The sequence below is a fragment of the Erythrobacter ani genome (assembly GCF_019204025.1).
GTDB classification, from domain to species: Bacteria; Pseudomonadota; Alphaproteobacteria; order Sphingomonadales; family Sphingomonadaceae; genus Erythrobacter; species Erythrobacter ani.
The window spans coordinates 549611-576199 of the sequence record NZ_JAGSPB010000002.1 but is presented as its reverse complement, the minus strand read 5'-3'; the positions used below and the strand labels follow the sequence as shown (position 1 = coordinate 576199).

The 26589-nt window shown below is 58.3% G+C and carries 24 protein-coding genes, 1 tRNA gene and 1 pseudogene; 5 read left to right on the top strand and 21 right to left on the bottom strand.

Translation table 11 applies throughout. The features are described 5' to 3' along the window. Nucleotides 1–61: 61 nt before the first annotated feature. The 5 genes from KCG45_RS09665 to KCG45_RS09650 all read right to left on the bottom strand — a co-directional run bounded on the left by KCG45_RS09665 (nt 62) and on the right by KCG45_RS09650 (nt 2604). Nucleotides 62–138: transfer RNA gene (locus KCG45_RS09665), tRNA-Arg, on the bottom strand. Between the two features lie 763 nt (nt 139–901). After that, complete coding sequence (locus KCG45_RS15495; RefSeq protein WP_255548116.1) at nt 902–1033, bottom strand: hypothetical protein; 132 nt, start codon at nt 1031–1033, stop codon at nt 902–904. Further along, nucleotides 1005–1487: a type II toxin-antitoxin system VapC family toxin gene (locus tag KCG45_RS09660; protein WP_218317038.1), complete on the bottom strand. Its 483-nt coding sequence runs from the start codon at nt 1485–1487 to the stop codon at nt 1005–1007. Before KCG45_RS09660 ends, KCG45_RS15495 begins: the two co-directional genes overlap by 29 nt. Continuing rightward, the gene (locus tag KCG45_RS09655; RefSeq protein WP_218317037.1) at nt 1484–2224 is read right to left on the bottom strand and encodes a hypothetical protein; all 741 of its coding nucleotides are present in this window, start codon (nt 2222–2224) and stop codon (nt 1484–1486) included. Before KCG45_RS09655 ends, KCG45_RS09660 begins: the two co-directional genes overlap by 4 nt. A gap of 167 nt (nt 2225–2391) precedes the next feature. Continuing rightward, nucleotides 2392–2604: a hypothetical protein gene (locus tag KCG45_RS09650; RefSeq protein ID WP_218317036.1), complete on the bottom strand. Its 213-nt coding sequence runs from the start codon at nt 2602–2604 to the stop codon at nt 2392–2394. 399 nt (nt 2605–3003) lie between these two features. Here KCG45_RS09650 and KCG45_RS09645 point away from each other — a divergent pair, with 399 nt between their 5' ends. Next, the gene (locus KCG45_RS09645) at nt 3004–3867 is read left to right on the top strand and encodes a queuosine precursor transporter (protein WP_218317035.1); all 864 of its coding nucleotides are present in this window, start codon (nt 3004–3006) and stop codon (nt 3865–3867) included. Here KCG45_RS09645 and KCG45_RS09640 read toward each other — a convergent pair. The 11 genes from KCG45_RS09640 to KCG45_RS09590 form a co-directional block, all read right to left on the bottom strand. After that, nucleotides 3858–5441 (bottom strand): Ppx/GppA family phosphatase, encoded by a 1584-nt coding sequence (locus KCG45_RS09640; protein ID WP_218317034.1) that lies wholly within the window; start codon nt 5439–5441, stop codon nt 3858–3860. The two genes, KCG45_RS09645 and KCG45_RS09640, sit on opposite strands and share 10 nt — an antisense overlap. After that, nucleotides 5438–7645: an RNA degradosome polyphosphate kinase gene (locus KCG45_RS09635; RefSeq protein WP_218317033.1), complete on the bottom strand. Its 2208-nt coding sequence runs from the start codon at nt 7643–7645 to the stop codon at nt 5438–5440. The genes KCG45_RS09640 and KCG45_RS09635 overlap by 4 nt, the downstream gene beginning before the upstream one ends. Before the next feature lie 142 nt (nt 7646–7787). Continuing rightward, complete coding sequence (virB11, locus tag KCG45_RS09630) at nt 7788–8816, bottom strand: P-type DNA transfer ATPase VirB11 (RefSeq protein WP_218317032.1); 1029 nt, start codon at nt 8814–8816, stop codon at nt 7788–7790. A gap of 24 nt (nt 8817–8840) precedes the next feature. After that, on the bottom strand, nt 8841–9974 hold the full coding sequence (locus KCG45_RS09625) for a TrbI/VirB10 family protein (protein ID WP_255548115.1): 1134 nt from the start codon (nt 9972–9974) through the stop codon (nt 8841–8843). A 37-nt stretch (nt 9975–10011) separates the two neighbouring features. Further along, entirely contained in the window at nt 10012–10821 is an 810-nt protein-coding gene (locus KCG45_RS09620; protein WP_218317031.1) for a TrbG/VirB9 family P-type conjugative transfer protein, read from the bottom strand. Further along, a complete protein-coding gene (locus KCG45_RS09615; RefSeq protein WP_218317030.1) occupies nt 10818–12011 on the bottom strand; it encodes a TrbL/VirB6 family protein in 1194 nt (397 codons plus the stop codon). The genes KCG45_RS09620 and KCG45_RS09615 overlap by 4 nt, the downstream gene beginning before the upstream one ends. After that, nucleotides 12008–14455: a VirB4 family type IV secretion/conjugal transfer ATPase gene (locus tag KCG45_RS09610; RefSeq protein ID WP_218317029.1), complete on the bottom strand. Its 2448-nt coding sequence runs from the start codon at nt 14453–14455 to the stop codon at nt 12008–12010. Before KCG45_RS09610 ends, KCG45_RS09615 begins: the two co-directional genes overlap by 4 nt. 41 nt (nt 14456–14496) lie before the next feature. After that, nucleotides 14497–14781, bottom strand: a complete 285-nt coding sequence (locus KCG45_RS09605; RefSeq protein WP_218317028.1) for a VirB3 family type IV secretion system protein — start codon at nt 14779–14781, stop codon at nt 14497–14499. A 9-nt stretch (nt 14782–14790) separates the two neighbouring features. Then, nucleotides 14791–15102 carry a TrbC/VirB2 family type IV secretion system protein gene (locus tag KCG45_RS09600; protein ID WP_218317027.1) on the bottom strand — a complete coding sequence of 104 codons (312 nt, stop codon included), beginning with the start codon at nt 15100–15102 and terminating at the stop codon, nt 14791–14793. A gap of 42 nt (nt 15103–15144) precedes the next feature. Further along, nucleotides 15145–15723 (bottom strand): lytic transglycosylase domain-containing protein, encoded by a 579-nt coding sequence (locus KCG45_RS09595; protein WP_369410772.1) that lies wholly within the window; start codon nt 15721–15723, stop codon nt 15145–15147. A 342-nt stretch (nt 15724–16065) separates the two neighbouring features. Next, nucleotides 16066–16464 (bottom strand): tetratricopeptide repeat protein, encoded by a 399-nt coding sequence (locus KCG45_RS09590; RefSeq protein ID WP_218317026.1) that lies wholly within the window; start codon nt 16462–16464, stop codon nt 16066–16068. A 326-nt stretch (nt 16465–16790) separates the two neighbouring features. On the opposite strand from KCG45_RS09590, the gene KCG45_RS09585 reads away from it, so the two are divergent. After that, entirely contained in the window at nt 16791–18350 is a 1560-nt protein-coding gene (locus KCG45_RS09585; RefSeq protein ID WP_218317025.1) for a beta-helix domain-containing protein, read from the top strand. A 120-nt stretch (nt 18351–18470) separates the two neighbouring features. After that, nucleotides 18471–21173: a TonB-dependent receptor domain-containing protein gene (locus tag KCG45_RS09580; RefSeq protein WP_218317024.1), complete on the top strand. Its 2703-nt coding sequence runs from the start codon at nt 18471–18473 to the stop codon at nt 21171–21173. A 45-nt stretch (nt 21174–21218) separates the two neighbouring features. Here KCG45_RS09580 and KCG45_RS09575 read toward each other — a convergent pair whose 3' ends face one another. Next, nucleotides 21219–22241, bottom strand: coding sequence for an aldo/keto reductase (locus KCG45_RS09575; protein WP_218317023.1), 1023 nt, complete (start codon nt 22239–22241; stop codon nt 21219–21221). A 441-nt stretch (nt 22242–22682) separates the two neighbouring features. Here KCG45_RS09575 and KCG45_RS09570 point away from each other — a divergent pair, with 441 nt between their 5' ends. Further along, a complete protein-coding gene (locus KCG45_RS09570; protein WP_218317022.1) occupies nt 22683–22937 on the top strand; it encodes a cold-shock protein in 255 nt (84 codons plus the stop codon). A 116-nt stretch (nt 22938–23053) separates the two neighbouring features. On the opposite strand, the gene KCG45_RS09565 is transcribed toward KCG45_RS09570, so the two are convergent. The 4 genes and pseudogenes from KCG45_RS09565 to KCG45_RS09550 form a co-directional block, all read right to left on the bottom strand. Further along, nucleotides 23054–23308: a hypothetical protein gene (locus KCG45_RS09565; RefSeq protein ID WP_218317021.1), complete on the bottom strand. Its 255-nt coding sequence runs from the start codon at nt 23306–23308 to the stop codon at nt 23054–23056. 108 nt (nt 23309–23416) lie between these two features. Then, the gene (locus KCG45_RS09560) at nt 23417–23935 is read right to left on the bottom strand and encodes an SET domain-containing protein-lysine N-methyltransferase (protein ID WP_218317020.1); all 519 of its coding nucleotides are present in this window, start codon (nt 23933–23935) and stop codon (nt 23417–23419) included. 10 nt (nt 23936–23945) lie between these two features. Beyond that, nucleotides 23946–24149 (bottom strand): hypothetical protein, encoded by a 204-nt coding sequence (locus KCG45_RS09555; RefSeq protein WP_218317019.1) that lies wholly within the window; start codon nt 24147–24149, stop codon nt 23946–23948. A gap of 250 nt (nt 24150–24399) precedes the next feature. Next, nucleotides 24400–24567: pseudogene (locus tag KCG45_RS09550) on the bottom strand (SDR family oxidoreductase); the annotation flags it as partial. 98 nt (nt 24568–24665) lie between these two features. Between KCG45_RS09550 and KCG45_RS09545 the strand changes: the two are divergent. Then, nucleotides 24666–26288, top strand: a complete 1623-nt coding sequence (locus KCG45_RS09545) for a PQQ-dependent sugar dehydrogenase family protein (protein ID WP_218317018.1) — start codon at nt 24666–24668, stop codon at nt 26286–26288. The last annotated feature ends 301 nt before the right edge of the window (nt 26289–26589 follow it).

Sequence of the window (26589 nt, the reverse complement as noted above, 5' to 3'; positions counted from 1 at the left end):
CTCAAGGACGCATTGCGGGAAGCGCATCCGCGAGACGTGGCTCTACCGCGATGAGGTGTGGTGGCGCGCCCGGCAGGACTCGAACCTGCTGCCTCAAGATTAGAAGTCTCGCGCTCTATCCAGATGAGCTACGGGCGCGCGCTTGGAAACACGCGGGATTCCGTACTTTCTTGGCATTTGCGGGTCAATCGCCAAACGGAACGCAGCGGAAACAAATGGCACAGTGCGGCACAATGTGGTCACAAATTCAGTCACACGGAATCTTTGGCATCCAGACACAGACAGAAGTCACCTCGAGGCTTTCGCAAAGTACTTTCATCCTGCGTTTATGCGACCGCTGCGCGGTATTTATTCGAAGGACGCACTCACAACTTCAATGCGCGCTGCGCAATAAAAAGGCCCCGCCGAAGCAGGGCCAAGGTGGTTGAGGAAGGAAGCGTCGAAGCCGCCACCAGGCGATTAGGGCATCACACTATCGTGAACACCAGTGCGCGCGCACGTGTTCAATGCTTACGTAACGAAACGGCAATATGCCGAAAGACGAACCATTTCGCATTTTCCTTGCGGTTGGCGCGAGGACACGCGATTCCCTGTTTTCCAAGACGGAGATACGCAGCGCCTCGCGCTGGGTTAATCCAGGGGCCGGCCCTCGGGTCGGCCCTTTTGCGTTGGTGATTATATCGTTTGCAAACACGCCCGCTAGGAGCGATTGATCCGCTTAGGCAAACGCTCAATGCTATTCTGATTAAATTGGATCTGCTCGTGCAGCCTACCAATTGCCTTTAGCAAGTCTTGGTGCCGTATGCGTTCTTCGCGTTTGCTAGCCTCTAGCGAGGCCTGAATTGCTCGGCCTGTCCAGATGACAGACATGGCAATGACAACGCTTCCCCAAAAGGCTGCATCAGTCAGCACCAGACTTCCCCTTCGCGACCTTCTTTAGCCGCTCGTCCCAGCGGCCCTCGTCCTCGTCACATTCGAGTTCGCGGGCGGCTTCTTTGAACTTGTCAGCTTGAGTCTTTGTCTTTTTTGCCAAGATCAAACCTCCTTTGCCTTGCCGCTTCGGGCTTGCGGATTTTCAGTAGGGGCTCCCCCACTTTGCCGCTCTTCTTGAGCAACCCTTCGTCGAAAGTCTCCAAAGCAGACACAATGAGATTTAAGGCGGTGGCCACATGGATCGCGTCCTTCGGTTTTATGCTATTTTCCCAAACAAGCGTCTGGGCGCTTTCAGCGACTTTCCGAGTGACGTTATAGAGCCTGATATACGAACGCCGAAAGAACTTCTGCACCTTCTCGGCTTTGTCAGGGCTCAGCTTTTTCTGGCCGCGCATCCAAAGCACTTCAGCCAATGTTAGTGTGGAGGTGACTATTAGCACCTCACCCCTTTCCGCACGCTGGATCACACCGTCGCAGCACTCAGCCTTCTCGGTTTCGTCATTGAACCAAGCGACAAAACAATCGCTATCCCAATAGATGCGCTCCACGCTCATGCTGCGAAGATCCCGCGAACATCAGAGGCGGTTGGCAGTTCATCGTCTTCGGGCAGAATCTCGATTTCAAACGCTTCAATACTGATGGGCGTGCCGCCGCGTCGGTAGTGCACCTTACCTGTAATCTCGACACGCTTGCGGAAGCTAGCGAACACCTGCTCGATCATCTTCTCCGGCACAACGCAGCTGATCGGCTTGGGGTATAGGTAATCCTGCACCCTTATTTTGAGCGCGCCGCTCGCGTCTTGAATTGCCTCAAGACGCCCCTCTATCGTTCCGACATCGTAGTAGTCGCTCTCCCAAGACTGTTTGATGGCCTTGGAGATACTTGCCCCGACAGTTTTAGGATTTTTCCTGACCCACACACGATAGGTTGCTTGGCTGGTGGTCCGACTAGAGATTTCGGACAGTGTGTTGAGGTGATTGACGGCTCTCTCGGAGAGGCCAGCACCACTGACATCCCCCTTTTCGAGCGCCTCAATCCCATAACTGGCTTTGTTGTAGATCATCGCCAAGCGAGATGCAGGTGCAGCATCGCTCGGTTCCAGGCCGATAAGGTTGCTGCCTTCTTTGACGACAACAGACCATTCGATTTTCGCGCCGTCTCCAGCCTGATCCTGCGTAATCTCGCGGACGTAACCAAAGAAATTCCTGACAGCCGCAACAAAGTCATCGGGCGAGATTTCTCCTCCAATGTCCAATGTCAAATCTGTAGGTATATCAGTGGCTTTTGCCATGCGTCCGGTGGACCTCCTGCAAGATTCTACGCGGCGAGTGAGTCCCTGTAAAGCAACCTCTTGCCGACAATGCCCTGAAGAGAAACGGTAGCCCTGTCTGTATCCGAACGACGACGGTACCGAGCATTAAGCCAGATCGCTCGTCCATCGTGCCGTGCTTTCTCATTTTAGTCGACGCGCTGGTAGCCCGTCGCAGCAAATAGTTCCTCAGCGTCGTATTCGCCTTCAAATGCGATGTAGACCCAGTGCTTGCCGTCATGGTCGGACACAGTCACATCCACCGGACCAGTTGCATGGGCATCGGGCATCATCTTGAAACTCTTCGCAGTCTCCTGAGCTTCGAATTCGTGCTCGCATTGCTTTCGGTAAAGTTGCTTCATCCGACAGGTCGTCCTTAGCTTCTTGGTGACATTGATCAGCACAAACCATGGGAAGCGGTTTTGAATAAATCACGAGCCCTCGGTGCGATCCTGCCTAACGAGTAATTCACGTATAATGACCACCAAATGAGCGCCGGTCAAACACGCGTTCTACTGTCAACAACTACTTCAGAAACTCTCAATTTTTCTACGAGGGTAAAATTTATCCTTTAGAATCAGTGACTTAGAGCTGGTCACAATATGGTCACACTCCAACTTTTTCTCTATATTTTTCAATATCTTGTGTCAGTCTTCGTGAGCTTAGAAGTCTCGCGCTCTATCCAGATGAGCTACGGGCGCGCGCCGATGCTCCAATAGCGCGCTTTGCCGGGCTTTCAAATCGCGCTAGGGCCGCGGCTTATGGATAAGCCTGACCCAGCCGCATTTTTCGATGACGATCCAAGTGACGGGATTGTCGCAACCAGCAGCGCGCCGGTGGCTTTCCGCTATTATGATTTCGTGATGGCGGCTTTCGTCGCGATCCTTTTGCTCTCCAACATCATCGGCGCGGCCAAGCTGACCTATGTCGAGGTGGACTGGTGGCCATCGGGCTGGTGGCCCGCCGCCGATGGAATCTTCATCTATGGTGCAGGGATCCTGTTCTTTCCGCTCGGTTATGTCATCGGCGACATACTGACCGAAATTTACGGCTTTGCACGCGCGCGCCGCGTCATCTGGACTGGCTTTGCCGCGATGATCTTCCTCGCTTTCATGAGTTATGTCGTCGTGAGCTTGCCCGCCTTCGATCAGTGGACCTGTTCAGCCTCCGACAGTTTGGAGATAGCAGGCAATACGCAGAGCGTACCCGGATCCATCTGCCAGCAAACCTACGAATCGGTTTTCGGAAGCACGTGGCGCATCGTGTTGGCCTCGATCACGGCATTCTGGGCGGGTGAGTTTGTGAACTCGTACGTGATGGCCAAGATGAAAGTCTGGACTAAGGGAAAGGCCTTGTGGACACGGACGATTGGATCGACGGTCGTAGGTCAGGGCGTTGACAGCCTCATCTTCTATCCGATCGCTTTTTACGGGATCTGGACGACCGAGGCAGTTGTGACGGTGATGGTGACGAATTGGTTGCTCAAGGTCCTTTGGGAGGCAGCGCTCACGCCAGTGACCTATGCGGTAGTCAATCGCCTGAAGAAAGCTGAAGGCATCGATCTGTTCGACACTGATACCGACTTTTCGCCATTCTCAGGAAAAGAGCGGCGCGATCAGGACTGAAGCGCCTGGGCTGCGAGCTCAGACAGATCATCGGTATCAGCGTGTAGTTCACCGTCCGCCACGATCTCGACCGTCCAATCAAGGCCCAGCCGACCTGACAGCAGCTTCATATCCTTCTCCGTCGGAAGTCCGCAAAGCGCCGCGTGACTTTCTTCGAGCCGCAGGACGAGATCATCATCGCGCACGATCAGGCGGCTGACCTGCAAGGACCGGCGTGAATTCGCCCCCAGCCGCCGTGCGATGCGCACTGCCAGTCCCCAGCAAATCGCCTCCTCAAGGGCTTCCTCACTCGCCAGCTCGCCGACGTTCGCCGGAAGGTCGAGATTGTTGCCATTGGCAGCGATCGCTGCCGCCAGCATGGCGCGTTCTTCGCTCGATACCGCGATCCACCGTTTGTGAAGCGCCCATTCCAGCGCTTGCGGATGCCGGATATTCGGCTCGATCTGCATCGACGCCAGCGCGAGCATCGTCGCGGCCAGGCGCAACCTTTCGCTGCCATGCTTTCGAGCGGGTGCCGCATCAACGGTCCAACCGGCAATCTGCGCGGCCAAGGTCGGCGGCGCGCCGCGCTGCGCCGCGAAGACGCCGACCCCAGCGAGAAGCGGATCCTGTTTCTTGCTGTGATCCGGAAGCCTGTCGTAAAGGAGACCTTCACGCAGGCCCCATGAGGAAAAAACCAACTCGCTCGGTTCAATACGGGACAAGAGAGCTTGAAGGAGGATTGCCGCGTCGGGCAGTTTTTCCGCCCGCATCGATGAAATCCTGTCGCGATCCTTCAGGCTTTCCGGTGTTTCCGCCGCAAGCGCCTTGGCCAGATTGTGCGCTTGTTTGCTGTTTAGCTCGAACCCGTGGGGATCGGAGAGCGGGTGCCCTTCTTCCTGCATCGCGTAAACGGCCATACAGCGCCAGGTTCCTCCCACGAGATAAAGCGGCTGCTCTTTGCCGATGGCATCACCAAAGTCGGCCGCGCCCTTCTTGAGGACTTTTTCGAGCGATTTGCGCATAACGGAGTCGCCAGACTTCTCGTCCCGGTAGTCGGGCAGGCGCAGCGTTCCTAGCGGGAGTGAGATCGCACTGCCGGGCACGCCCTGTTCTATTCCGATCAGTTCGAGGCTTCCCCCGCCCAAATCCGCGACTGTTCCTGTCGCACCGGGAAAGGCTCCTGCCACCCCGCTCGCGCTCAAACACGCCTCTTCCTCTCCCGAGATCACTCGCGGATCAAAGCCGAGCTTGCGCAGCTCGGCGACGAATTCACCGCCATTGCTGGCGTCGCGTACAGCCGCGGTCGCGACGGTTTCGACGTCATCGATCCCGAGGTCGTCGAGCAACAGCGCGAACCGACGAAGTCCGCGCATCGCGAGTTCCACTGCCTCATTCGCAAGCACCCCTTCGCTGGCGATATCTCGGCCCAGCTTGGCCGTGACCTTCTCGTTCAGCAAAACGGTCGGAGCGCGCATGGTCCCGCCATAAATGACCAGTCGCACGGTGTTCGATCCGATATCGAGAATGGCACGTTTCGGCACGTAGCCTGCGAAGGTGCCGTCGCGGTCCGCCCGCTTCTTCTGGTAGCTCATCCTGAACGGCCTTTGCGCAGCGACAGTTTCGGCACCGCGCCTGCTTCGAGCGCGCCTCCGCGACCGGAAAGGGATGGGTTGGTCATGAAATACCGGTGGCAATTAAAAGGCTTGCCGTCGGTTTCCACTCGCGAATAGCTGCCGTCGGAATGGAGCCACCAGCTTTGGTCGGTGTCCAGCATATTTGCCAGCAACACCTGCTGGAGCACCTGATCGTGAACGGTGCGATTGAGTATTGGAATGAGGCTTTCCACACGCCGGTCCAGATTGCGGCCCATAAGGTCTGCGGACGAGATGAACACAGCAGCGTTGGGTCCGGGCATGGGCCGACCGTTGGCGAAGGCATAGATCCGGCTATGCTCTAGGAACCGGCCGATGATCGATTTGACCCGGATGTTCTCGCTCACACCCGGAACACCGGGACGCAGACAGCAAATGCCGCGTACGACAAGCTCTACCCTGACGCCCGCATCGCTCGCTGCATAGAGCCGGTCGATCATTCCCTGATCGGTGATCTGATTGCACTTCATCCAGATACCAGCAGGCTTACCTTTCGCGGCATTGGCGATCTCTGTATCGATCCGCCGATAAAGCTCCTCTCGAAGGTTCAGCGGGGCGATCGATATCAGCTCAAGCGCGTCGGGTTCGACGTAGCCGGTAACAAAATTCATCATCTTGGCGGCATCGCGGCAAAGCTTGGGGTCCGCGGTAAAAAATGAGAGATCAGTATAAATTTTTGCCGTCAACGGGTGATAGTTCCCGGTTCCGAAGTGACAATAGGTCCGGAAACCGTCGTCCTCGCGGCGGACGACCATCGCGACCTTTGCGTGTGTTTTCCAATCGGTGAAGCCGTAGATCACCTGGACACCTGCCCTCTCGAGCTTAGTCGCCCAAGTAAGGTTTTGCTCTTCGTCGAAACGCGCCTTCAGCTCGACCACGGCGGTCACCGATTTGCCGCGCTCCGCAGCGTCGATCAAAGCGTTGATGACGGCCGACTGTGATCCCGCGCGGTACAGCGTCTGCTTGATCGCGACCACATCGGGGTCCTCGGCGGCTTGTCGGATGAAATCGACCACCACTTCGAAACTCTCATAGGGGTGATGGATGATGATGTCTTTTTCGCGGATGGCCGAGAAAGCGTCACCGTCATGTTCCCTGATGCGCTCGGGGTAACGCGGTGAATATGCATCGAATTTGAGGTCAGGCCGGTCTTCGTTGACGATCTCGGCCAGGCCGTCAATCCCGATCATTCCATCGGTCTTGATGACCGCCGCCTCATGGACGCCCAATTGTTCGAGCAGAATGGCCTCGGCCTTCGGATCGAAGTCGTCTTCCAGCTCGAGCTGGATAACCTGCCCTCGCCTGCGGCGCTGTATCGCGCTGCGGAAGGTCCGTACGAGGTCTTCTGCCTCTTCTTCGATTTCAATATCGCTGTCGCGCAGGACGCGGAACAGTCCGTCGCCTTCGATTGTGAATCCGGGGAAGAGTTTACTGGCATAGCGCTGGATGAGGCTGGCGATAGAGATGTAGATCGCCTCGCCATTATCGCCCGGTCCATTGGGTACACGGACAAACCGGGGCAGTGCGCTGGGGATCAGGATCATTTCTATGATCTGGTCCTGATCGGCGTCGCGTGTCAGTGTAAAAAGCAGCCCCATGCCCTCGTTCTGAACGAAGGGGAATGGGTGTGCCGGGTCAAGCGCCTGGGGCGTGATGACCGGCAGGATTTCTTCAAGGAAGAATGATTTCAGCCATTCGTGTGCCGCCGGATCGACCCGCTGTTCATCGGCGACATGGATGTCCGCTTCGGCAAGGCGCTGGTGAAGATGACGCCAGATGTCCTGCTGCCACGTCGACAGCATGGCCAGCTTCTCACGAATGGCAGAAAGTTGTTGGGTCGGTGTTCGCCCGTCGATGGAAGGTTTGTCTATTCCGCGCTGCGCCTGGCCCACCAGCCCGGCCACGCGGATCATCATGAATTCATCGAGATTGCTTCCGGAAATCGAAAGGAACCGCAATCTTTCGAGCAAGGGATATTGGCCGTTGCAAGCTTCGGCCAAGACCCGCTCGTTAAATGACAGCCATGACAGTTCGCGATTGAAATATGGGTTCTCCTGCTGGGCACTCGCATCCGGTTGGATGGGAGGCGCAGATGCACCCGAACCGTGTTTCGCAGGGTAATCTATAATCGGCGTGCTGCTCATCGCTCTGTTGGTGCGTCCTTATCACCGGGTCATCTCGCACTGCGCCCCAAAGGCTCAGATTCCGACACGCGTGCGGTGTAAATCACCAAGCCCGCCTTGTCACAAGAAACTCAACGATCAGAAGGATTGAAGGTTGCCGGCTTCAGACCAGCGACTGGCTGTCTGCAATCTGCGTAATGCCGCGTTTGCCGTTCGCATCGCGGCCCAGCTGGACGATCACATCGATTACGCTGGCTGAATACGCAATCGTATCCGAGCGACTGAGCCCGATGCCGGTCTGCATAACCATCAGCGACAATTGTTCGAGCGCACCGCGAAGCGAGTTTGCGTGGATCGTCGAAAAGCTTCCCGGATGTCCGGTGTTGATGGCCCGCAGGAACGATACGCTTTCCGCTCCGCGAAGTTCGCCAAGGACAATTCGGTCGGGACGCAGCCTGAGCGCTGCCTGCAGCAGCTCGTTCGCCGTAACTTTCGCTTCGCCGAGTTCCCCCTTTACCGCGACAAGTCCAACCGAGTTTTCGCCCGGGGATTTCAGCTCAGGCGTATCCTCGACCAGGACGACCCGCTCATGCCGAGGGATTTCGCCGAGCATGGCATTCAGGAAGGTTGTCTTGCCCGTGCTGGTCCCACCCGAAATCAGGATTGTCCGACGATTTCGGATCGCCTCACGCAGATAGACAATCGGTTCCGCCTGCGCGTCCGGCATGACGATCTTGGCTTCTCCCGTGAGCGGGCCGCTGTCATACGCATCCAGCGGAAGATCGAGCCGCCGATGACGCCGGATCGCCATGACCCAGTGTTTCCGGCTTGCGGGAGGACCGCAGAACTGGATACGCGCGCCATCGGGCAGTGTTGCACCCAGCAGAGGGTGTTCGCGGTTGATGCCCTGATGGGACACGCGGGCGACCTGCTCCGCAAGTCGCTGTATTAGGCGGTCATCGATTTCCGGGGTGATTATCCGTTTGATACCCGGATCGGCGGCGTCTTCCACCCAGACCTCGCCCGGTCGATTGACCATGATCTCCGTGACTGTGTCGCGGTCCAGCCAGCGACGGAACGGCTCTAGATAGGATTCAAGGTAGACGCTGTGTTCGCCTCCAGACTCGTTCCCGATCGAATCGGAATTGCCCCCGTTCGCGGCGGAAGAGAGAGGATGGATATCAGCGGTCATCAGCTTTGTACTCAGGCAGTCACGTTACTGCGTGACCGGAGTGAAATCGAGATCGCGCGCGGTAAATACGCGGATCGGTTCGCCCATGCGCACACGGATCGTGGGACCGATCTGTCCGTCTTGCTGTGCTGCAATGCTCGCGGCACCTTGCCCCGCTCCGCCCAGGACGACCGACGCGCCGCCGGTCCCGATCGCGGAAAGTCCGCCAATGACAGAAAGCAGCATAGCCGATCCAAACCGGCGGAAGAAATGGTTGTCGACTTCGCCTGCAAGCCCGGTTGTCCCGTCGAACGCGACAGCAGGCGACGCGATGTCAATCGATGCGCCGTCCGGCCTGATGAGCCGCTGCCAGATGACGTAAGCGCGTTTCTGGCCGTTTTGCACGCCCGACTGATATTGCCCGATCAATCGCGAAGACCGCGGCACCAAAACCTTGGTCCCGTCGAAACTGCGAACGTCCTGGCTGACCACCGCCCGGACATAGCCGGGCACATCGGTGTTGATCGCGGTCTCGAGGATTGCCGGGATCAAGGTGCCTTGGGTGACCGTCGTCGAAGGATTGGTCATCGCGCGCGCTTGCGCAGGCGCGCCGCCAACCCCGCCGATGCGGCTCGCAAAAGCCGCAGCTGCGCCCTCGGCGCCGCTGTCGCCCGTGCTTGGGACACCGGTGCTGGAGACGGCCGCTGGAGCTTCTAACAGCTGCGCACCTTGGGCAGCCGTGCTGGCATCGTAGATCATGGTGGGGCTGGCATAGGGGTTCGTCGCAGCCACCCGCGTCGCATTCGGATCATTGGCAAGGATCGGTGCGGGCGCAGGATCGGGGCGCGGCGTCATTTCCTGCGGAGCGACAACGGGTGCGACCCGCACGGGCGCGACCGTCTGAGGAGATGGAGCAGGGTCAGCTGTCACAACGGGTTGCTGGTCCGGAATTTGCGCCGATTGCATCGCCCAAAAAGTGGTTGCGCCCAGCAGGCCGACGATTGCAACGCCCGCTGCCAGCCCGAACCCATCGGACTTCGCCTTGCGATCGACAATCGCCGGAAAGCCATTTCGGCTGGCGAGGTCGATGATCTCTGCAGATTCGTTCTCGCGCGGGTCGACGCCGCTTACGCCTTCGCTGCTGCGTGCCTTGGGCGGAAGTCGCATTGCCAAACGCATCACTTCGTCTCCATTTCGGTGTCTCTATCTGTCGTCATCATAATCCCGTCACCCGTTCCGGCACGAGCCCCGCAGGCCGCGCGCTCGTGCGAACAGGGCCGTTGTTCGTCAAGGTGGCTGCATCGCCGCCTGAGCGCAGGATGATCCGCTGCGGCACCGTGTCGAGTACCACGGTCTCGCCGCGGACCGTGAAATTAACCGGCCCCTCCTCGCCATCGTGATTGGTCACGAGGATGGCAGGGATGGGGGTGCCCTCCGGCCATGTCAGAAACAGTGCCTCGCCATTGTCGTAGGCACGCACAGGGATCAGATCGCGATCACCTTCGGATGCCCATGCGAAATTGAGGTCTGCCGGATCTGCCACCGCATAAGGATCGGTAGCCGCCGCCAGCTCTGTCGGATTAGCCGCAGCGCGCGCGGCCTCTGCCTCGGCTGCGAGACGCGCTTCTTCGGCGGCCTGCTCAAGTTTCGGGTAGCGGAACTGCAGAACATAGAGCGGCGCGTTGCGTGGGCGCGCGACAAGATCGAAAAGGTATGTGCGCTTGCTGGTGACCACCGTCATGTTGGTCTTGGCGTTCGGCGCGAGCGGCTTCACGAACAGCAATGACTGCGCCTTGTTGGGCTGAACCTGCCACGCCTGGCTATCGCCGATGGCGACGTTTTCAATCGCCTCATCGGGAGCGAACTTGATCGTGGTCTGGACTTTAACGCGGCCATTGATTTCCACCACAGCCGCCTCGTCGTAGACGAGCGTCTGTAGCCGGTCGTCCTGCGCCAATGCCGGGCTCGCGGTGGCGAGCGATGCCGCGCATAACAAGGAAAGCCGAAAGAGGTCGGCGCGGGTCATTCCATATTCTCCGTTTTTCTCGCGGTTTGCGCGTTTCCATCGCGCTGCGAAGGCGAGCGGAAGCGATTGCCGATTCCGCGTGTGCGTGAACCGGCAGGTGTCAAAGGTGCCGACTGGCCGCTGCCGGATGAGGTCGCGAATACTTTGGTTTCCCGGACATTCGCGGGACGAGCTCCGCCGACATCGTTTGCCGCAGTAACAGTAGCCTGGGTCGCCACATCCGTTCGGGCACGACCCGTTGGCGCGCCAATCGATTGCGCTTGAACAACTGTGGGCTGTATCGGAGCCGCAATGGCCGGCGCTTGAAGCGAACGCGCGCTTTCAGCGCGATACTCTTTTGCCGGCGCAAGCCCGAACACCTGCCAATTCGATACCATGGTGCTGGAAACCTTAAGCGCCATCAGCATCAGAGCCATGTGGACGGCACCGACGAGGAAAAACGCCATGGCGGCCTGTTGATCGATTTGACCGGGCATCGCGACGAGTGTGGCAAGGATCGGGACCGCCATTTCCAGCATGATCGATCCGCCAAGGACCGCGAAGAGAGGCGTCAGCGCCAGCATCGTCACGCCTTTCAGCCAACCGGTAAACAGCCCGCGTGTGCCATTGAATAATGCAAGCACGACAAAAATCGGGCCAACCGCGAGCAGCAAGGCGAGGCCGATGCGCGCGGTCACGAGCAGCCCGACCGTTCCCAAGAGTAGCAGCATCGCGCCTAGCCACATCATGCCTTCAGGAGAGAAAGCGCTGATATCTGTCGAGTTTCCGCTCGCTTCCTGCACGGCGATGAAAACGATATCTAGCTTCTGCGCGAAGGTCGCTGTCGCCGATCCGCTTGTATCGGTCAGTATACCTGCAATCTGATCCGGTCCGCCAATGAACAGATTGTAGAAAACCGATGAAAACGCAGCGAAACTGGTGGCGAACGTAAGAACCAGGCCGAGGGTCATTAATTTTGGCACAAGTGCGCGGATCGAAAGGTTCGATCGGCCGAGCATCAGGCTGATGCCGAAAAACGCAACATACAGCACCAGCATCAATGTCAGGGCGAGCGCCAATTGGCCGTCGCTGCCGAACAATCTGCTAAATGCCTGCTCGCTGACCTGTGATGCGATGCAATCGACAGCGGCCAGCGCCGCTGCGACACCGGTCCCCATGTCCTGCGCGGCAAGATCGCATGTGGTGGTCATTCCGCAGCCTGCCAGAACGGCAAGGGAACGCCGTGCTCGTCGACTTCGCCCGAGCCATCGGGCCATGCGGAGCCGGTAAGCGCCGGGTACCACTGCGATGGATCATCGCCGACCGCTTCGCGCAGCAGATCGAGCCTGCGAACCGACGCTTCGCGCCCGGAAAGAACTGTCAGCACTTCGGGTGCGCCCGAAAGGTCCAGCCGCACAACCACGCTCGCGTCGGGTTGACGCACAAGGAAGCAACGGGAGTGCGCGGGCAGACTGCGGATTAGCGCGAATTCGTGATCGGTCAGGCCGAAGCCATCGCAGTAATCCTCAGGCCGCGCACGGCTATTGGGCATGAAGATCATCGTCGCCGTCTGTTCGACCAATGCCGTAGAAATTCGGCTTTCCAGCGCATCCTTGGCTGATTGCGTCGCAAACCCGACCAGGGCGTTGCGCTTCCGCAAGGTCTTGAGCCAGTCGCGAATACGCGCCGCGAAGACCTCATCGTCGAGCGCTTTCCAACCCTCGTCGATCAGGATCATCGTCGGCTTTCCATCCAGACGCTCGTCAATTCGGTGGAACAGGTACATCATTACCGGCGTACGCAGGCGCGGGTTTTCGAGCAGAGCGGTCATGTCGAACCCGAGAACGCGCTGGTCCAGATCCAGTGCGTCGTGTTCGTTGTCGAACAGCCATGCATGTTCGCCGCTATCGCCGGCGGCGCGGCCGATCCACGCGCCCAGCCTGTCGGCGAGATCACCAGGCTCGGGACGCTTCGCGCCTGCCAGCAATTCCTTGAAATGACGAAGGCGGCGCAGCCTTGCATCGTTCTGATAAGCGGCATCGACTGCCGAGTTGATGAGCGCGAATTCCTCAGGTCCCTCTGCTTTCAGGAGGACCCCAAGCCAATCGCGCAGAAAAGCCTTGTTGGCAGGGGTATTGGGCAGCGCGAGCGGGTTGAAACCGGTCGGCTCGCCCGGGCAGATACGGTCGTAACGACCGCCAATCCCGCGGATGAAAAGCTCGCCGCCGCGATCCTTGTCGAACAGAATTGTGCGCGGTTTGAATTTCTGAGCCTGCGCGGCGAGGAAATTCATCACGACCGTCTTGCCCGATCCCGAGGGGCCGATGACCGAGAAATTGCCGAGATCACCGTGGTGGAAATTGAAAAAGAACGGCGTCGCGCTGGTCGTCTCGAGCAATGTAACGGCATCGCCCCAATGGTTGCCGCCAGCCTGCCCCAATGCAAAGCCGTGGAAGCTACCGAAGCTCGCCATATTGGCTGATGAGATCAGCGCCCGGCGCACGATATACTCTTCGTTCCCGGGGAATTGCGCCCAGAATGACGGCTCGAGATTGGTGTCTTCGCGAACGGCGATGGCGCCCGTATCGGCAAGCGCGGCTGCGCATGCCGCCGTGGCGTCGTCCAACTGGTTGAGCGTTCCTTCGCGAACAAGCACGGTGAGATGATGATCGCCAAAGCCGACCGCTCCGTTTCCGAGCGCATCGCGTGCGGCCATCATGTCAGCGCGCTCTGCCGCGGCTTCCTCGTCCACTGAACGCGACCGACGCAACGCCAGATCGATCCGCTCGCGCGCCGTGGTGCGCTCATTCGGCGCATAACTTTCCGTCACGATCATTTCGTAAGGAAGGCGCAGCAAAGGATCGAGCAGTCCGGGAGACGTTGCTTCGGGATAGTCTTTCAAGCCGAGGATCGCGGAGAACTCGGGCTCACCCGAACCGCGCAGTTCCATGGCGTCCAAGCCGAAGCTGGCGCGGCGATAGGGCAGCATGTGGCCGATATCGGTTTCTTCGTGCGGGCGGCGCACCGGCCGCATCTCGCCATTATAGATCGCCGATAGCAATTCGAGCATCTCGGAATTGGTCCCGCCGCCATGGCTCGCATAATCGGAAAGCACGCTTGCCCCGTATGCGGAAAGGGACGCGACAAGTCCTGTCGCCGCCGCTTTCAGGCTGCGTAGATCCTTCGGGTCAGCCTGCGGCTCTTCTGTGCTCCTGCGCTGCCAGAACTTGCCCACCCGTTCGGGAAGGCCCGCCTTGCCCCGCGCGGGTCTCCGGATGAGCGTCACGAACTGGTCGTTGATGAAGAGCGATCCGCCAGCAAGCCGTTCTTTCCAGCGATCATCGATATGCCGGGAAAGCGGATCGTCGAATTCGGCGTCCAATTCCACTTCGACGCGGCGCCTTATTACGTGGTGATACAGCACGAAGCGCGCATCGAGCGTTGATCGCAGCATCACTTCTCGCGTTGCTGCATGCGCGCTCAACGCGTCGGAATCCTCGGTCTCGAACAGAAGGCCGGGAACCTGGATCGCGGTCATCACCGATCCATCGCGCAGCAAAACGGTGCTCTCGTCAATCAGCCGCGCATACGGCAGACGATCGCCGGCACGCGCCTCCTTGGCGCTCCACGATGCTGGTCCGATCCATTTCTTCATCTCGAACGGCCCTCCTTCGGGTGGCCATTGGTCACTAAAAATTAGGGGGTGTAGCTGTTACAGCCCCAACGTTTGTAATTCGGCACCCGGGGACATTTCGAAACCTTGGTAATCCAGAGGTCGAAAATCCGTGGCTCTCTAATCGAAGCGAAATAGCCGATCGCATGCATGACGGCAGGCACGGGCAGTATCCACCAACTCTTCAGGATGAGGAACGCGATCGTTGTCACCATCAGATTGATGATGAAGAAGTTCATCGTCACGCCCGCAAACATCTGCGGACGGGTCAGCGCGCGGTGGACCGGATGACGGGAAAGATCGCTCATAACGGTTCGCTATCCCGCCGCCGACTGGATGCCGGCCACGATGGTTGTGGCACCAAACAGAATGAAGACGCCAACGATGACCGTCGCACCGAAACGCCAGTTCATGCGCCCGGTAAGCATCATGAAGCCGATGGCCGCTACAGCCATAACTGCGACGGTCGTGGCCACCGTGCCAAGCAATGTCCCTTGGAGCCAAAGCAACGCATTGTTGATCGGCCCCGAACCGGCGGGATCGGCGCCTTGCGCAAAAGCGGCAGTCGGCATCGCGAAGGCCAAAAACCAAACAGCCGCGCGGGCTGGCAAGCTAACAATCGAATTCATCAAGTCCCCATTTCCGTACATGTCGCCACGCTTCGGTCCGCACTATGGCGCATCCGGGCGCGAATGATCTGAAAGACGGCCGATAATGGCCGCCACGTAATGTTTGGTTTCGCGGATGTTCGGGATGCCGCCCGCACGGATGACTCTGCCAGGGCCAGCATTGTACGCCGCAAGCGCTTTTTCCAGATCGCCATCGAACCGGTCGAGCTGCTCCCTGAGATAACGTGCTCCGCCTTCGAGATTCTGGACAGGGTCTGCGGCATCGACACCCAGATAGGCCGCGGTGCCCGGCATCAATTGCGCGAGACCACGCGCACCGGCATGGGATACGGCGTCCTCGCGCCAGCGGCTTTCCTGCCAGACGAGCGCTTCGAGCAGGCTCGCGCTCAAATCGAACCGCTCCGCCAATTCCTGAATTGTGCCCGCGTAATGAGCAGGCACCTGGGATGCGTGCCGCACGGGATCCGCAACAATGCTGTCGGGAAGGTTGACCGCGCCGGCCTCGATAGTCACCACTTCAGGAATTGCCACGGACCGCTCGGAAGCGAGTTTGCCGGCAACCCAGCGGGCGCCGTTTCCATCGACTTCCATTACATCGGCCTTCGCTTGGCCGGCAGTCACTGCGATCGATGCAGCAATGCAAATTTGGCTCGCTCTCGCAAGAATCATCCTGAGCCCTCCAGCACCCCCCTTTGGCTATTCTAAGTGACAGACGGGTGACAGTTCCAAGTGATCAAGAGAGGCAAAGCTCGGTCAGATCGATGGATAACGGCGCATAGCCACCAGCATCCTCGGCACCCCGCCGCCAGACCACTCAGGTCATAAAGCGAGCATTTGGCCCGGAAATGGTAAACGTGCGCTTAACAGCACATGCTGGCCGCTGAAGCGAAGTTCGCAAGTCCGCCCAAACGTTTCGGGGCACTCCGCTTGCACGGAATGCCCCGAAAACGGCGGACGAAGTTGTTATTGCCGCAGGGCAGTCCGGCTCGAGAGGCGGAGATCCCCTGCTTCGAGCATGCGCAGCGCCTTGCGAGCGAGCCTGCGCGAATCCGTCAGATCCCCGTCTGCTGTTTCCAGCTCGATCGGTTCCGGTGTCGTCAAGGCAGCCTTAAACAAAGCGCGCGCTTTGACGTCATCGCCGCGATGGGCATGAGCGATACCGAGATTGATAAGCACAGCCGGATCATGAGGGTTCGCGTCGAGCTCACTCTCCAGAACTTGCATGGCTTCCACGCCCTTGCCCTCGGAAAGCGAGGCTGCGCCCAGCTTTGCATCGGGTTCAGCGCCCAGCTGCGAGGTCGCAGGTGCACCAACGACCGGGTTGGCCGCTGCGATAGCGAGCGCGATAGCTGTGAGTGTCATTCCATGTCTCCCATCTCGTGTTCGAGTAATGTGAAACAGATTTCATCAAAATGCAACATAATTGAAACATTGTCATTTTTGAGCCATTTTTCGGTCTAAGACCATGACCTCGCTACCTTTTTTAACGGCAGCATTTCCGAGAATACGGCGCACTAACCACGCATTCTGAAAATTCTTGTCACATTTGAGTCGCAAACCAAGAATTCGTCGCGTTTTGCCACGGTACCGTAATCCTGCAAAAATTCTGTCATGCGCGGCCCCTAGCGCGGCCCCTGAGAACGCAACCGCGTTCATCGATTCTCGGTTTTTTGAGGGGACCGCTCGCTGTGAAAACGATCCAACATACGTTCATCCTTGGTGCCAGCATGATTGCGTTGGCTGGCTGCGGCGCGGATGAAATCGTCTCGCCCGGAACAAGCGGTGACATCATAATAGAAAATCCGACTCCTGCGCCTGCGCCCACTCCGACGCCAACGACCGGCGGAGGCGTCACGCCAGCGGCGGGCTGCCCCACGATCAACACCGCTGGCGGCCTAACCGATGCCGGCACTATCAGCGGCCCCACCGGCGAATACCGGGTATGCCAGCTTCCCTCGACTTTCGATGTCGATGACAATCTGCCTTTCGTAAATGGTCTTCTTTACGAGATCGTCGGCCGCGTGAATGTCGGGACCGACCAGGGTTTCAACAGCACAGGCACCGATGTGACCGTTTCGATCGAGCCGGGCGCGATCCTCTTCGCACAGGCCGAATCGTTCTTCGTCGTGAACCGCGGCAACGCGATCGAAGCCAACGGCACGGCAACGATGCCGATTGTCTGGACCAGCCGCGACAATGTTCTCGGCCTGAGCAACGACAACAGTCAGGCACAATGGGGCGGTGTCGTCCTTCTGGGCCGCGCCCCGGTTTCCGACTGCGCCGACCAAACCTTCAACACCGCGGCGAACCCGACTGCCAACCCGCAATGCGAACAGCAGCTCGAAGGTACGGTCGTCGCCACGCCGTTTGGCGGCACCGACAGCGCCGACAGCTCGGGCTCGATAACGTTCAACCAGATCCGTTTTTCCGGCTTCGAATTGCAGCAGTCGAACGAGCTTCAATCGCTTACAACAGGCGGGACGGGATCGGGCACGGTCATCGAGAACCTCCTGTCGTTCAACAGCTCGGATGATGGCCTCGAATTCTTCGGCGGCTCGGTCAATGCCCGCAATATCGCCGTGATCGGCGCCTCGGACGACTCTCTCGATGTCGACAGCGGAGCACAGGCCAATCTGGAAACAGTGGTGGTGGTGCAGCGGACCGGCACCGGCGACAGTCTGATCGAATTCGATTCTCCTGACGATCTTGCCGACGGGACGCCTGGCAATGCTCTTCCCCAGTCGACTCTGCAGGTGAACAACTTCACTTTCATTCAGCAATCGTCCTCTTCCGGCCAAGCCGTCCGTGCACGTGGCGGTGCAGCGCTGGGGCTGACCAACGGCGTCATCGATGTCGACACGGACGAAGATGTCTGCATTCGCATCGATGAACAGATCACGCTGAATGCGATCATCGGTTTCGATTCCATCGTGTGCGATGGCGTGACCCGTCCGGTGCGCGGCGATGCGGGGGTCTCCGACCCTGAGGTGCAGGCTGAGGTGGACGCCGGGACCAACAACGATCTCACGTTTACGCTCTCGCTCACGAATACATTCGTGAACGGTGCCAATGAGAATGCCCATCCGGTGTTCGATGCGACCGCACGGTCCTCGTTCTTCTCAACCTCGACTTTCATCGGGGCAGAGGACGACAACGTCGCCGACAATTTCGGCGACTGGACCTGCAATTCATCGATCTTGGATTTCGGCAGCGCGACGGGCGCTTGCACATCGCTGCCGGTTTACTGATCGCGCCGTAACGCTTTTCGGGGGAGGCGCTGCGAACACCGCGGTGCCTCCCCTACGCAAATGTATCGAGCCATCCCAGGCTCACCAGGTTCAGGGCCTGAAACGAAGGGGTCTAATTCTATGTCGACTGGCAAGCGTCTTGCAGGACTGCTGCTTTTTTCAACCTCGCTGACATTTCCGGCTGCCGTTTACGCGCAGTCCAATGACACAAGCGATCCGCAGCAGGCCGAAGACGACCTGATCGAAGACGTCGATGGCGTGCAGGAACAGGACGAGGTGGAACAGCCGGACATTTCGGTTCCCGGAGGCGGAATCATCGTCACCGGACGTCGCAACCGCAATCCGGAACGATCTTCGACACAGGTTCTGAATGTGCTTTCGGAGGCGGACATTGCCCGCACCGGCGAAAGCGACATCGCAGGCGCGCTTGGCCGCGTGACCGGCCTTTCCGTGGTCGGCGACGGCCGGGTTTTCGTTCGCGGCTTGGGAGATCGCTACTCGCTCGCTCTTTTGAACGGGCTCCCGCTTCCCAGCCCGGAACCGCTCAGCCGGGTCGTACCACTCGATATCTTCCCGACCAATGTTGTTGCGTCTTCTTTGGTTCAGAAAACCTACTCGGCCAATTACCCTGGCGAGTTTGGCGGCGGTGTTATCAACCTCACGACCAAAGCAGTTCCTGTCGAGGACTTCCTCAATGTCAGCTTTTCGGTCAGCGGCGACACTGAAACGACATTCGAAAATGGTCTGACCTATTTTGGCTCCGATCTGGATTCGTTCGGCTTCGACACCGGCAACCGCGACATTCCCTCCAACCTTCAGGCATTTCTGGACAGCGGTGAGCGCATCGGCGCGGTTCCGCTCCAAATCAGCGAAGGCATTGCCAGTCAGCTGCTGCCGGTCAACCTCGTCACTTTGCAGCAGGAGGATTCGCAGCGCCCGAACTTCTCCGGCTCACTTAGCGGGGGTGCGTCCTTCGAACTGGGCGGGGATACCTATCTCGGCGTGATCGCGACCGCTTCGCTGAAGAACAGCCTGCGCAATCGCACCGTGATCAGCCAGGGCGGCAGTTCTGACCTGTCCGAACTGTTTCAGGATTTCCGCACCTTCATCACCGATGAAAATGTCCTGTTCAACGCGCTGCTGTCGTTGGGTCTCGATACCGGCCCTCACACGATCCGCTGGACCAACCTTTATATTCGCGACACGCTGAAGACTGCTCGGTTCGAGGAAGGGACCGATATTCTTCCCGGCTTCAGCGGCTTTGACTTCCAGAACCAGCAGACCGCCTGGTTCGAACGCCAGCTTATCGACACACAGCTCGTGACCGAATTCGATTTCGGCAACATCGATGTCGACTTGCGCGGCGGTTATGCCCGAACAGATCGTGAGGCACCGTTCAACACGACCGTCAGCTACACCCGGACGAACATCCCCGGCGATCCGTTCGGCGATCGCTTCGTTGCGTATTTCAACCAGCTTTCCGACGCCGGGATTACGACCGTCGCATTCGACGATCTTCAGGAAGAGCTGTATTTCGGCGGCGCCGATCTGTCTTACGAGGTAGCGGCCAATTTCGAAGTGACCGTGGGCGGCGCGTATTCGGACACGACCCGTCGGTCTTCCAGCCGGGAATTCCGACCTTTCATCACCGGCGACGTGCTCGGCGATGAGATCGTCCCCGCACTCGGTCTGCGCCGACCGGGAGACATTCTCAACGACGCAACACTCGCAGCGTTCAACGTCACCCTCACCGAAGCATCGCCCTTTCCCGTTTTCGACGCCGGGATCGAGATCGTCGCGGGCTACGGACTGTTCCGCTGGCTTCCGACCGATACGCTCACCCTGGAAGCAGGCGTCCGCTACGAAGATGCAGACCAGTTCGTCGCGCTCGACCAATCGATCTTCATCACTCCGATCGCCGGCGCAACGCCCACCAATCTCGCCAACGATTACTTCCTTCCCGGCGGCACGATCACCTGGGAGCCGATCGACGACCTGCAATTGCGGCTCTCCGCGTCCCAGACCATCGCCCGCCCGCAGTTTCGTGAACTGGTCGAGCAAACCTATTTCGATCCGGAATCGAACCGCCGGTTCCGCGGCAACCCGCTGCTCGATGACAGCGAACTGACCAACGTGGAAGCGCGCGCCGAATACTATCTGAACGGATCGAACCGCGTCAGTCTTGCAGGCTTTTACAAGGAGATCGACAACCCGATCGAAAACACGCTGATCTCGGCATCGGGTCAGGTCCTTACCAGTTTCGCCAACGCTCCTTCTGCTGAATTGTACGGGGCTGAACTCGACCTGGTTTACAGTTTCGATCTCTACGATCTTGGCGGAACCTTCTTCGAAACGAAGCAGCTCCTGCTGCTGGCCAACTACACCTACACCCAGTCCGAAATCGCGGTGGGACCGGACGATATCTCTCCGACCACTTCGAATCCGAGCCAGCTTTCCGCCCTCATCTTCGATGACGGTGCGCCCCTGGTCGGTCAATCGGACCACGTCGCCAACGTGTCGCTCGGGATCGAGGATACCGAAAAGACCCAGCAGCTGACCGTGCTCGTGAACTATGCGAGCGAGCGCGTTACCCTGCGCGGCGGAGCCCTGCCCGATGTGGTGGAGGATCCCGGCATCACCGTCGATCTCGTCGCCCGGTCGGAAGTGGGCGCCTGGGGTGTGCCGCTGGAGCTCTCCTTCGAGGTCCGAAACATCTTTGGCCGCGACAATTTCGAGTTTCAGGAACTCGGAGAGAACCGGATCGAGATCAACACGTTCGACGTGGGCACCTCGTTCTCCTTCGGCGTGAAGGCAGAATTCTGATCCAGGTGCAGCGGCGCGGTGCGTTCGGGAATTCGCGCCGCCCGCTTACTCGCCCAAAACACTGACCTGATCCATGGCCGGCGCGGGCATCCCCATGCCGGTCGGCCATTTGGGGCGATAGGATTTCTCAAGCAGAGCGACCTCATCATCGCTGAGCGCGATGTCCAGCGCAGCAACCGCATCCTCGATATGGTGCGGCTTGGTCGCACCAATGATCGGCGCGGTAACTGCCGGATGGGTGTAGTGCCACGCCAGCGCCAGGCTTGCCATCGTGTCGCCGCGCTTCTCCGCCAGATCGGCCAATGCCGATACGACAGCGTTGTCGGCCTCGTCCTCCTTGTACAGCATCTTGCCCACACTGTCGGTCTCGCTCCGCACCGTCTCCTCGCCGAGCGGCCGCGCCAGCCGTCCACGCGCAAGCGGACTCCACGGGATCACACCCACCCCTTCCTCCTCGCATAGAGGAAGCATCTCGCGCTCCTCCTCGCGGTAGAGCAGGTTGAGCTGGTTTTGCATCGCAATGAAGGCCGTCCAGCCATTCGCCCGGGCGGTCTCCTGCGCCTTGGCGAACTGCCACGCATACATGGACGACGCGCCGATATACCGGGCCTTGCCCGCCTTCACGATGTCATGCAGCGCCTCCATCGTCTCCTCGATCGGCGTAGCCTCATCCCAGCGGTGGATCTGGTAAAGATCGATGTAGTCCATGCCGAGCCGGGTCAGGCTGTCATCGACCGCCTGCATCAGCGCCTTGCGGGAATTGCCGCCAGCATTGGGAGCCTGCCGCCACGGAAAGTAGGCTTTGGTCGCGACCACAATCTCATCGCGGCGCGCCATCTCGCCGAGCAGCTTGCCGGTAATCTCCTCGGACGTGCCGCCCGAATACACGTTAGCCGTGTCGAAGAAGTTGATGCCCGCTTCCAGCGCCTTTCTAAAGAAAGGACGGCTCTCCTCTTCGCCCAGCAACCAGTCACCGTGCCAGCCTTTGGTCGTGTCACCATAACTCATGCAGCCAAGACAGAGCCGCGAGACCATCAGGCCGGAATTTCCGAGACGGGTAAATTTCATAACGTATCTCCGTGATAGCGGAATATTTCCTACGAGGGTGACAGATTTGACAGGGTGTCAAGCAAGGAATCCACGATCAAATATCTGGTTTAGTTCAACAATTGGCCCATTTCGCCAGGGTGACACTTTTCCAACTCGAACCGTGTTTCGTAGTCCACTAGCCTGAATTATGGATCGCACGAATGCCCCATGTAGGAAAGTCATGCGCTTTGGTTAGCACACCGTACTGTTAGCGACCCGATTGCGGACAAGGTGTCAGACCCAGATATAAATCGCCCGACAGGTTGTAGGTGGCCTCGGTCAGCCCCATCTAAATGTAAGCTTCCAGTCGCAATCGACGGTCACCGCTCCCACATTTGGCAGCCCCATCCTTCAGTTCCGCCTCTTAGTCGCAGCCGGGTCAATTCTGGCGCGCTGCACACTCGTCCGAAGGAATCACGCATGACACATTATGGCAAGATCAAAAGCTACGACAGCAGCTCGGGAACCGGCGCAATCACCCCCGAAAAGGGTGGCGACGTCCTTCGGTTCAAGAAGGCCGACCTTCAACAGGAAGGCCAGATGCCTAAGGTCGATCAGCGTTTCAGTTATGAAACCAGCGAAGTCGACGGTGGCAAGAAACATGCTGTGAACCTGCAGCACGAGCAGGGCGAAGGCGCGAGCCATAAGAACCAAGCCAGCCAACAGCAGGGCTGACACCGAACACACAGGGCCGGGAGCTTAACCACTTCCGGCTCACGAAATGCAGGGTGCATCTGCAACGACGCGACCCGAAGGAGAGTCTGAGGCAAGTTGCCTTCCGACCTCTGACTTTAGCCTCCGTCGCCAGTCGACGGGGGCTCTTTTTCGGGCAGGACACGCTGATGGCGAGCATGAGCCAGAGCATCCCCAAGGTTTGTGTAGCGATAAGCGCCCACCTGATAGCTCCCGACCAGCGTGAGAATAACGCCCATCCCACGAAGCTCAGCCATGTCTTTTGCCAATGCCTCACATTGAGAAATATCGACACCGCCGCCTTCACCCAACATGTGGGGGTGACAGCGCGGAAGGAAATTGTCTGGGATCATGATGTGTTTATCCTTTCGAGGCGAAAGCTCTACGCTTCCCAGCCCGAAAACGTGCGCCTTGCGTGTCCATCAGTAGCGGCCTGGATCGCACGCATATCGGTCTTGTAATCACGCGGAGGTCTGGCTCGCGAAACCCGCATATGCGCGTTCTTCCCGAGCGGCTGCGGTATCCTCGACGTCCATCTCGATCAGGTAGGGCGCGACGAATCCGGCGTAGTCTTGCTTGCGTTGTTGAGGCAGGTCTTTCCAACCGGTGATCGACCCACGACAGTTTGCGTGCCCGCATCCGCATGGGCCGGCGAAATGTTCGATCCGGTAGTTGCGCATCGCGTAATCGTATGTGGCCTCGTCTTCAACCGCGATGTCGCGCATGGCCACGATGTCATGGCCGCCTGATTCGTTGAGTGCGATGCCGCAATTCGGATCGCACGAATGGTTGAACTTGGAGCCCAATCCCTTGTGAAATCCAAATCTGGTCTTGCTGATCTGCGAGGCATGCGAGTGATTGGCTATCGGACTATCATCGAGCACGCCGACGTAGAGAATGTCGCCTTTGCTGAATGATCCCAAGGCAAAAACCCCTTGCCCGCGCCCGTTCGCAGTTCGCTCTTCGATAACAGTCTTCATGTGAGATCCCTCAATCGGCAATGGCGTGACGAGACCAAGCGGCATTGGCCCTGATCCTTGCGACAGGGTATTGCGCGACACCGAGTTGCTGCCGAGCTTTTTGAATCAGGTTTTCGTGATGATCGACGCAATCGCGTCGCACAGCCCTGGCTTCTGCCGCTGCGGCATTCATCAAAGCGATCTGGTGGTCATAAAGCAGTCTGTTGAGGCTCAACTTGCGTTCTCCCTAATGCGGGAGCGCAATTGTCTCTCAGTCGAGGGGCGCATTGAAAAGTGCTCTCGATGGTTACGAGATGGTGATGACCGCCATGATCTACAAGCTACGGGCAGTCAGAATTTGTACGCAATGACTGCACGCTCAGACGTGCGCTTCCACCGGCTTCCGTCCATTTCGCAGCGGTAAGCAGTCGCACAAGGCCTGACTGATGGGTCGATCTCGACCGGATGCAAGCACAACCTGCAAATTAACTCAGCGTCAGTCCGCCATCAACCACGATCGTCTGTCCGGTGATGTAGCTCGCCAGCGGCGAGGCGAGGAACAGGGCCGCGCCCGCCATATCCTCTGGGGTGCCCATCCGCCGCAGCGGGATCGAACTCAGCGCACCTTCGCGGCGGTCGGGATGGCGGCGAGTGTTTGGTCATCACCTCGCCCTACGCGACAATGTGAAAGTAGGAAAATCGCGCGGCGGTTTTCGATGTTGATCTCAGTTATTATCGCTTAGCGCTTGGCTTGCCAAAAATCGCCAGCGGTTTGTGCTCGCTTCTCCTGTTGCGAACAAAGGGTGAGAACGGACATTTGGTGACTAGTGTTCGATCTCTTTTTATTTATAACGACCTGTCAATCGTGAATTTTCTTGGGGTCGTTTCCATGTCTTTCTTCCATTTATCTGACCAGCGCGTGCTGGTCGGCATACTTGTGCCAATTTCTCTTATGTTGGGAGCATGTGGGGGTGGAGGGAGCTCGTCACCTAGCCCAACCCCAACCCCAACCCCTGTGGCGACCGCGCCGACTTTCACATCTTCAAGCGCGGCAAGTGTAGTCGAAAACACCGACGGCACCTTCTACACCGCGACGGCTAGCGATCCGCAAAACGATCCGCTCACATTTGATATCTTCGCAGGAGTGGATGCCAGCGCGTTTGTCATCGATAGCAATGGTAGTCTACGGTTTGTCGAGGTTCCCAACTTCGACCTGCCGAATGATGCGGATCTCGATAACACTTACGAAGTCACCCTTCGAGTGCAAGCCGGTGGGGAGCAAGCTACTCTCGCGCTTAGCGTTGAAGTCACGAATGATCGTGAAGGGATCGTCGTTCGACGCGTGGCTGATGGGATCGTTGATCCGGTAGCTATGGCTCAGATCGCAGGTGAACCGATCTTGCTTATTGCTGAGCGCAATGGACGGGTTTTGAGGTTCAACCAGGACGACAACTCGGTTGTCGAGGATATATTCATTCGGGATAACAGGCGTCCTGGCGAAATCCTTGCGATCGGTGCCGCCTTCTTCAGTACCACTTATCAGAAGGGCATCTACATGGTCACGCACAGCCCCACTGATGGGCTTATGCTGCAAGCCTTTAATGCGGATCGCGGCACCACGGGATTTGCGAGGTTGGCCGACCCTTGGACTGAGCCGACAACGGTATCTTTCATCTACCAGCCAGAGGTTTTGATTGCGATCGGTTCTCCAACGCAGACGGACGCGCAAGATCCGTCTACAATGTATGGCAAGCTTGTCCGACTGCCATTCGTTGACCCTTTTGCTGGAGCCAGCCTTCCGAGGAATATCCTGATCCGGCCTGAAGTCATAGGTGATGGGATGCAACGTCCTGGAGGTTTCGCACTTCCAGATTCAGACAGTCGTGTGGTCGACTCTGATCTCTCTATACTTGCGGATCGCGGCTCTTCGGTCTTTCATGAGCTAACAGTTTTCGGGCCGAACTGGAGACCTTTGGACTTTGGTTGGCCTAACTTCGAGGGTTCGGAGGCTGTTACCGCAGACCCACCCGATCAGATTAATGGTCCAAATCTCATCTACGAGGTCGGCGATGGACCCAAGCAGGGCGAAGGGGTGATCGCGGGGCAATTATTTCGAAGTTCGTTCGATCCCGCATTCGGCGACTCGTTTGTCTTTTTCGACGTCAACGGGACTGTATTCTCGATCGAGTCAGAGAAGCTGGCCGATGGGTTTCTTCACAGCGCCGACGAATTCGAAGACAAGACCCAAGACTTCCAGCCGGATCAAGGCGAAATTGGAACCTTGGTAGGATATGGCGCAGGAATTGCCTCTACATTCTTCTATCTCTTAGATAGCGATGGTGAGCTTTTCGAAGTGTCTCAAGAAACGGATTAATCTCCAGCATAACGAGATGCTCCTAGAATAGCTTTCCGATATGGCGCTAAGACGCTTGATGCATTTTATCCGCATATTCTGCTCTTAGAGCTTGAATGAGTAGCGGCCTCAATTAGCGCCGAAGTCAATCCAGCAAAGTGCTTGTCACTATGTCCGGGTTTGTGAAGCTTTTCGCATAGACACCATCCACCTTGCAGTCCGAAACTGGGTCGGAAGCTGTGATTAGCCGATTATGAAATCTACGACGGCTTTGGTTCCGTATGGATTCAGAGGCGCGCCTGCCTCTCCCCGCATAAATCCA

Bases quoted from the DNA above. Each gene is read 5' to 3' on its own strand.
- KCG45_RS09660 (WP_218317038.1), bottom strand. From the start codon at position 1,487: ATGAGCGTGGAGCGCATCTATTGGGATAGCGATTGTTTTGTCGCTTGG.
- KCG45_RS09655 (WP_218317037.1), bottom strand. From the start codon at position 2,224: ATGGCAAAAGCCACTGATATACCTACAGATTTGACATTGGACATTGGA.
- KCG45_RS09650 (WP_218317036.1), bottom strand. From the start codon at position 2,604: ATGAAGCAACTTTACCGAAAGCAATGCGAGCACGAATTCGAAGCTCAG.
- KCG45_RS09645 (WP_218317035.1), top strand. From the start codon at position 3,004: ATGGATAAGCCTGACCCAGCCGCATTTTTCGATGACGATCCAAGTGAC.
- KCG45_RS09640 (WP_218317034.1), bottom strand. From the start codon at position 5,441: ATGAGCTACCAGAAGAAGCGGGCGGACCGCGACGGCACCTTCGCAGGC.
- KCG45_RS09635 (WP_218317033.1), bottom strand. From the start codon at position 7,645: ATGAGCAGCACGCCGATTATAGATTACCCTGCGAAACACGGTTCGGGT.
- virB11 (WP_218317032.1), bottom strand. From the start codon at position 8,816: ATGACCGCTGATATCCATCCTCTCTCTTCCGCCGCGAACGGGGGCAAT.
- KCG45_RS09625 (WP_255548115.1), bottom strand. From the start codon at position 9,974: ATGCGTTTGGCAATGCGACTTCCGCCCAAGGCACGCAGCAGCGAAGGC.
- KCG45_RS09620 (WP_218317031.1), bottom strand. From the start codon at position 10,821: ATGACCCGCGCCGACCTCTTTCGGCTTTCCTTGTTATGCGCGGCATCG.
- KCG45_RS09615 (WP_218317030.1), bottom strand. From the start codon at position 12,011: ATGACCACCACATGCGATCTTGCCGCGCAGGACATGGGGACCGGTGTC.
- KCG45_RS09610 (WP_218317029.1), bottom strand. From the start codon at position 14,455: ATGAAGAAATGGATCGGACCAGCATCGTGGAGCGCCAAGGAGGCGCGT.
- KCG45_RS09605 (WP_218317028.1), bottom strand. From the start codon at position 14,781: ATGAGCGATCTTTCCCGTCATCCGGTCCACCGCGCGCTGACCCGTCCG.
- KCG45_RS09600 (WP_218317027.1), bottom strand. From the start codon at position 15,102: ATGAATTCGATTGTTAGCTTGCCAGCCCGCGCGGCTGTTTGGTTTTTG.
- KCG45_RS09590 (WP_218317026.1), bottom strand. From the start codon at position 16,464: ATGACACTCACAGCTATCGCGCTCGCTATCGCAGCGGCCAACCCGGTC.
- KCG45_RS09580 (WP_218317024.1), top strand. From the start codon at position 18,471: ATGTCGACTGGCAAGCGTCTTGCAGGACTGCTGCTTTTTTCAACCTCG.
- KCG45_RS09575 (WP_218317023.1), bottom strand. From the start codon at position 22,241: ATGAAATTTACCCGTCTCGGAAATTCCGGCCTGATGGTCTCGCGGCTC.
- KCG45_RS09570 (WP_218317022.1), top strand. From the start codon at position 22,683: ATGACACATTATGGCAAGATCAAAAGCTACGACAGCAGCTCGGGAACC.
- KCG45_RS09565 (WP_218317021.1), bottom strand. From the start codon at position 23,308: ATGATCCCAGACAATTTCCTTCCGCGCTGTCACCCCCACATGTTGGGT.
- KCG45_RS09560 (WP_218317020.1), bottom strand. From the start codon at position 23,935: ATGAAGACTGTTATCGAAGAGCGAACTGCGAACGGGCGCGGGCAAGGG.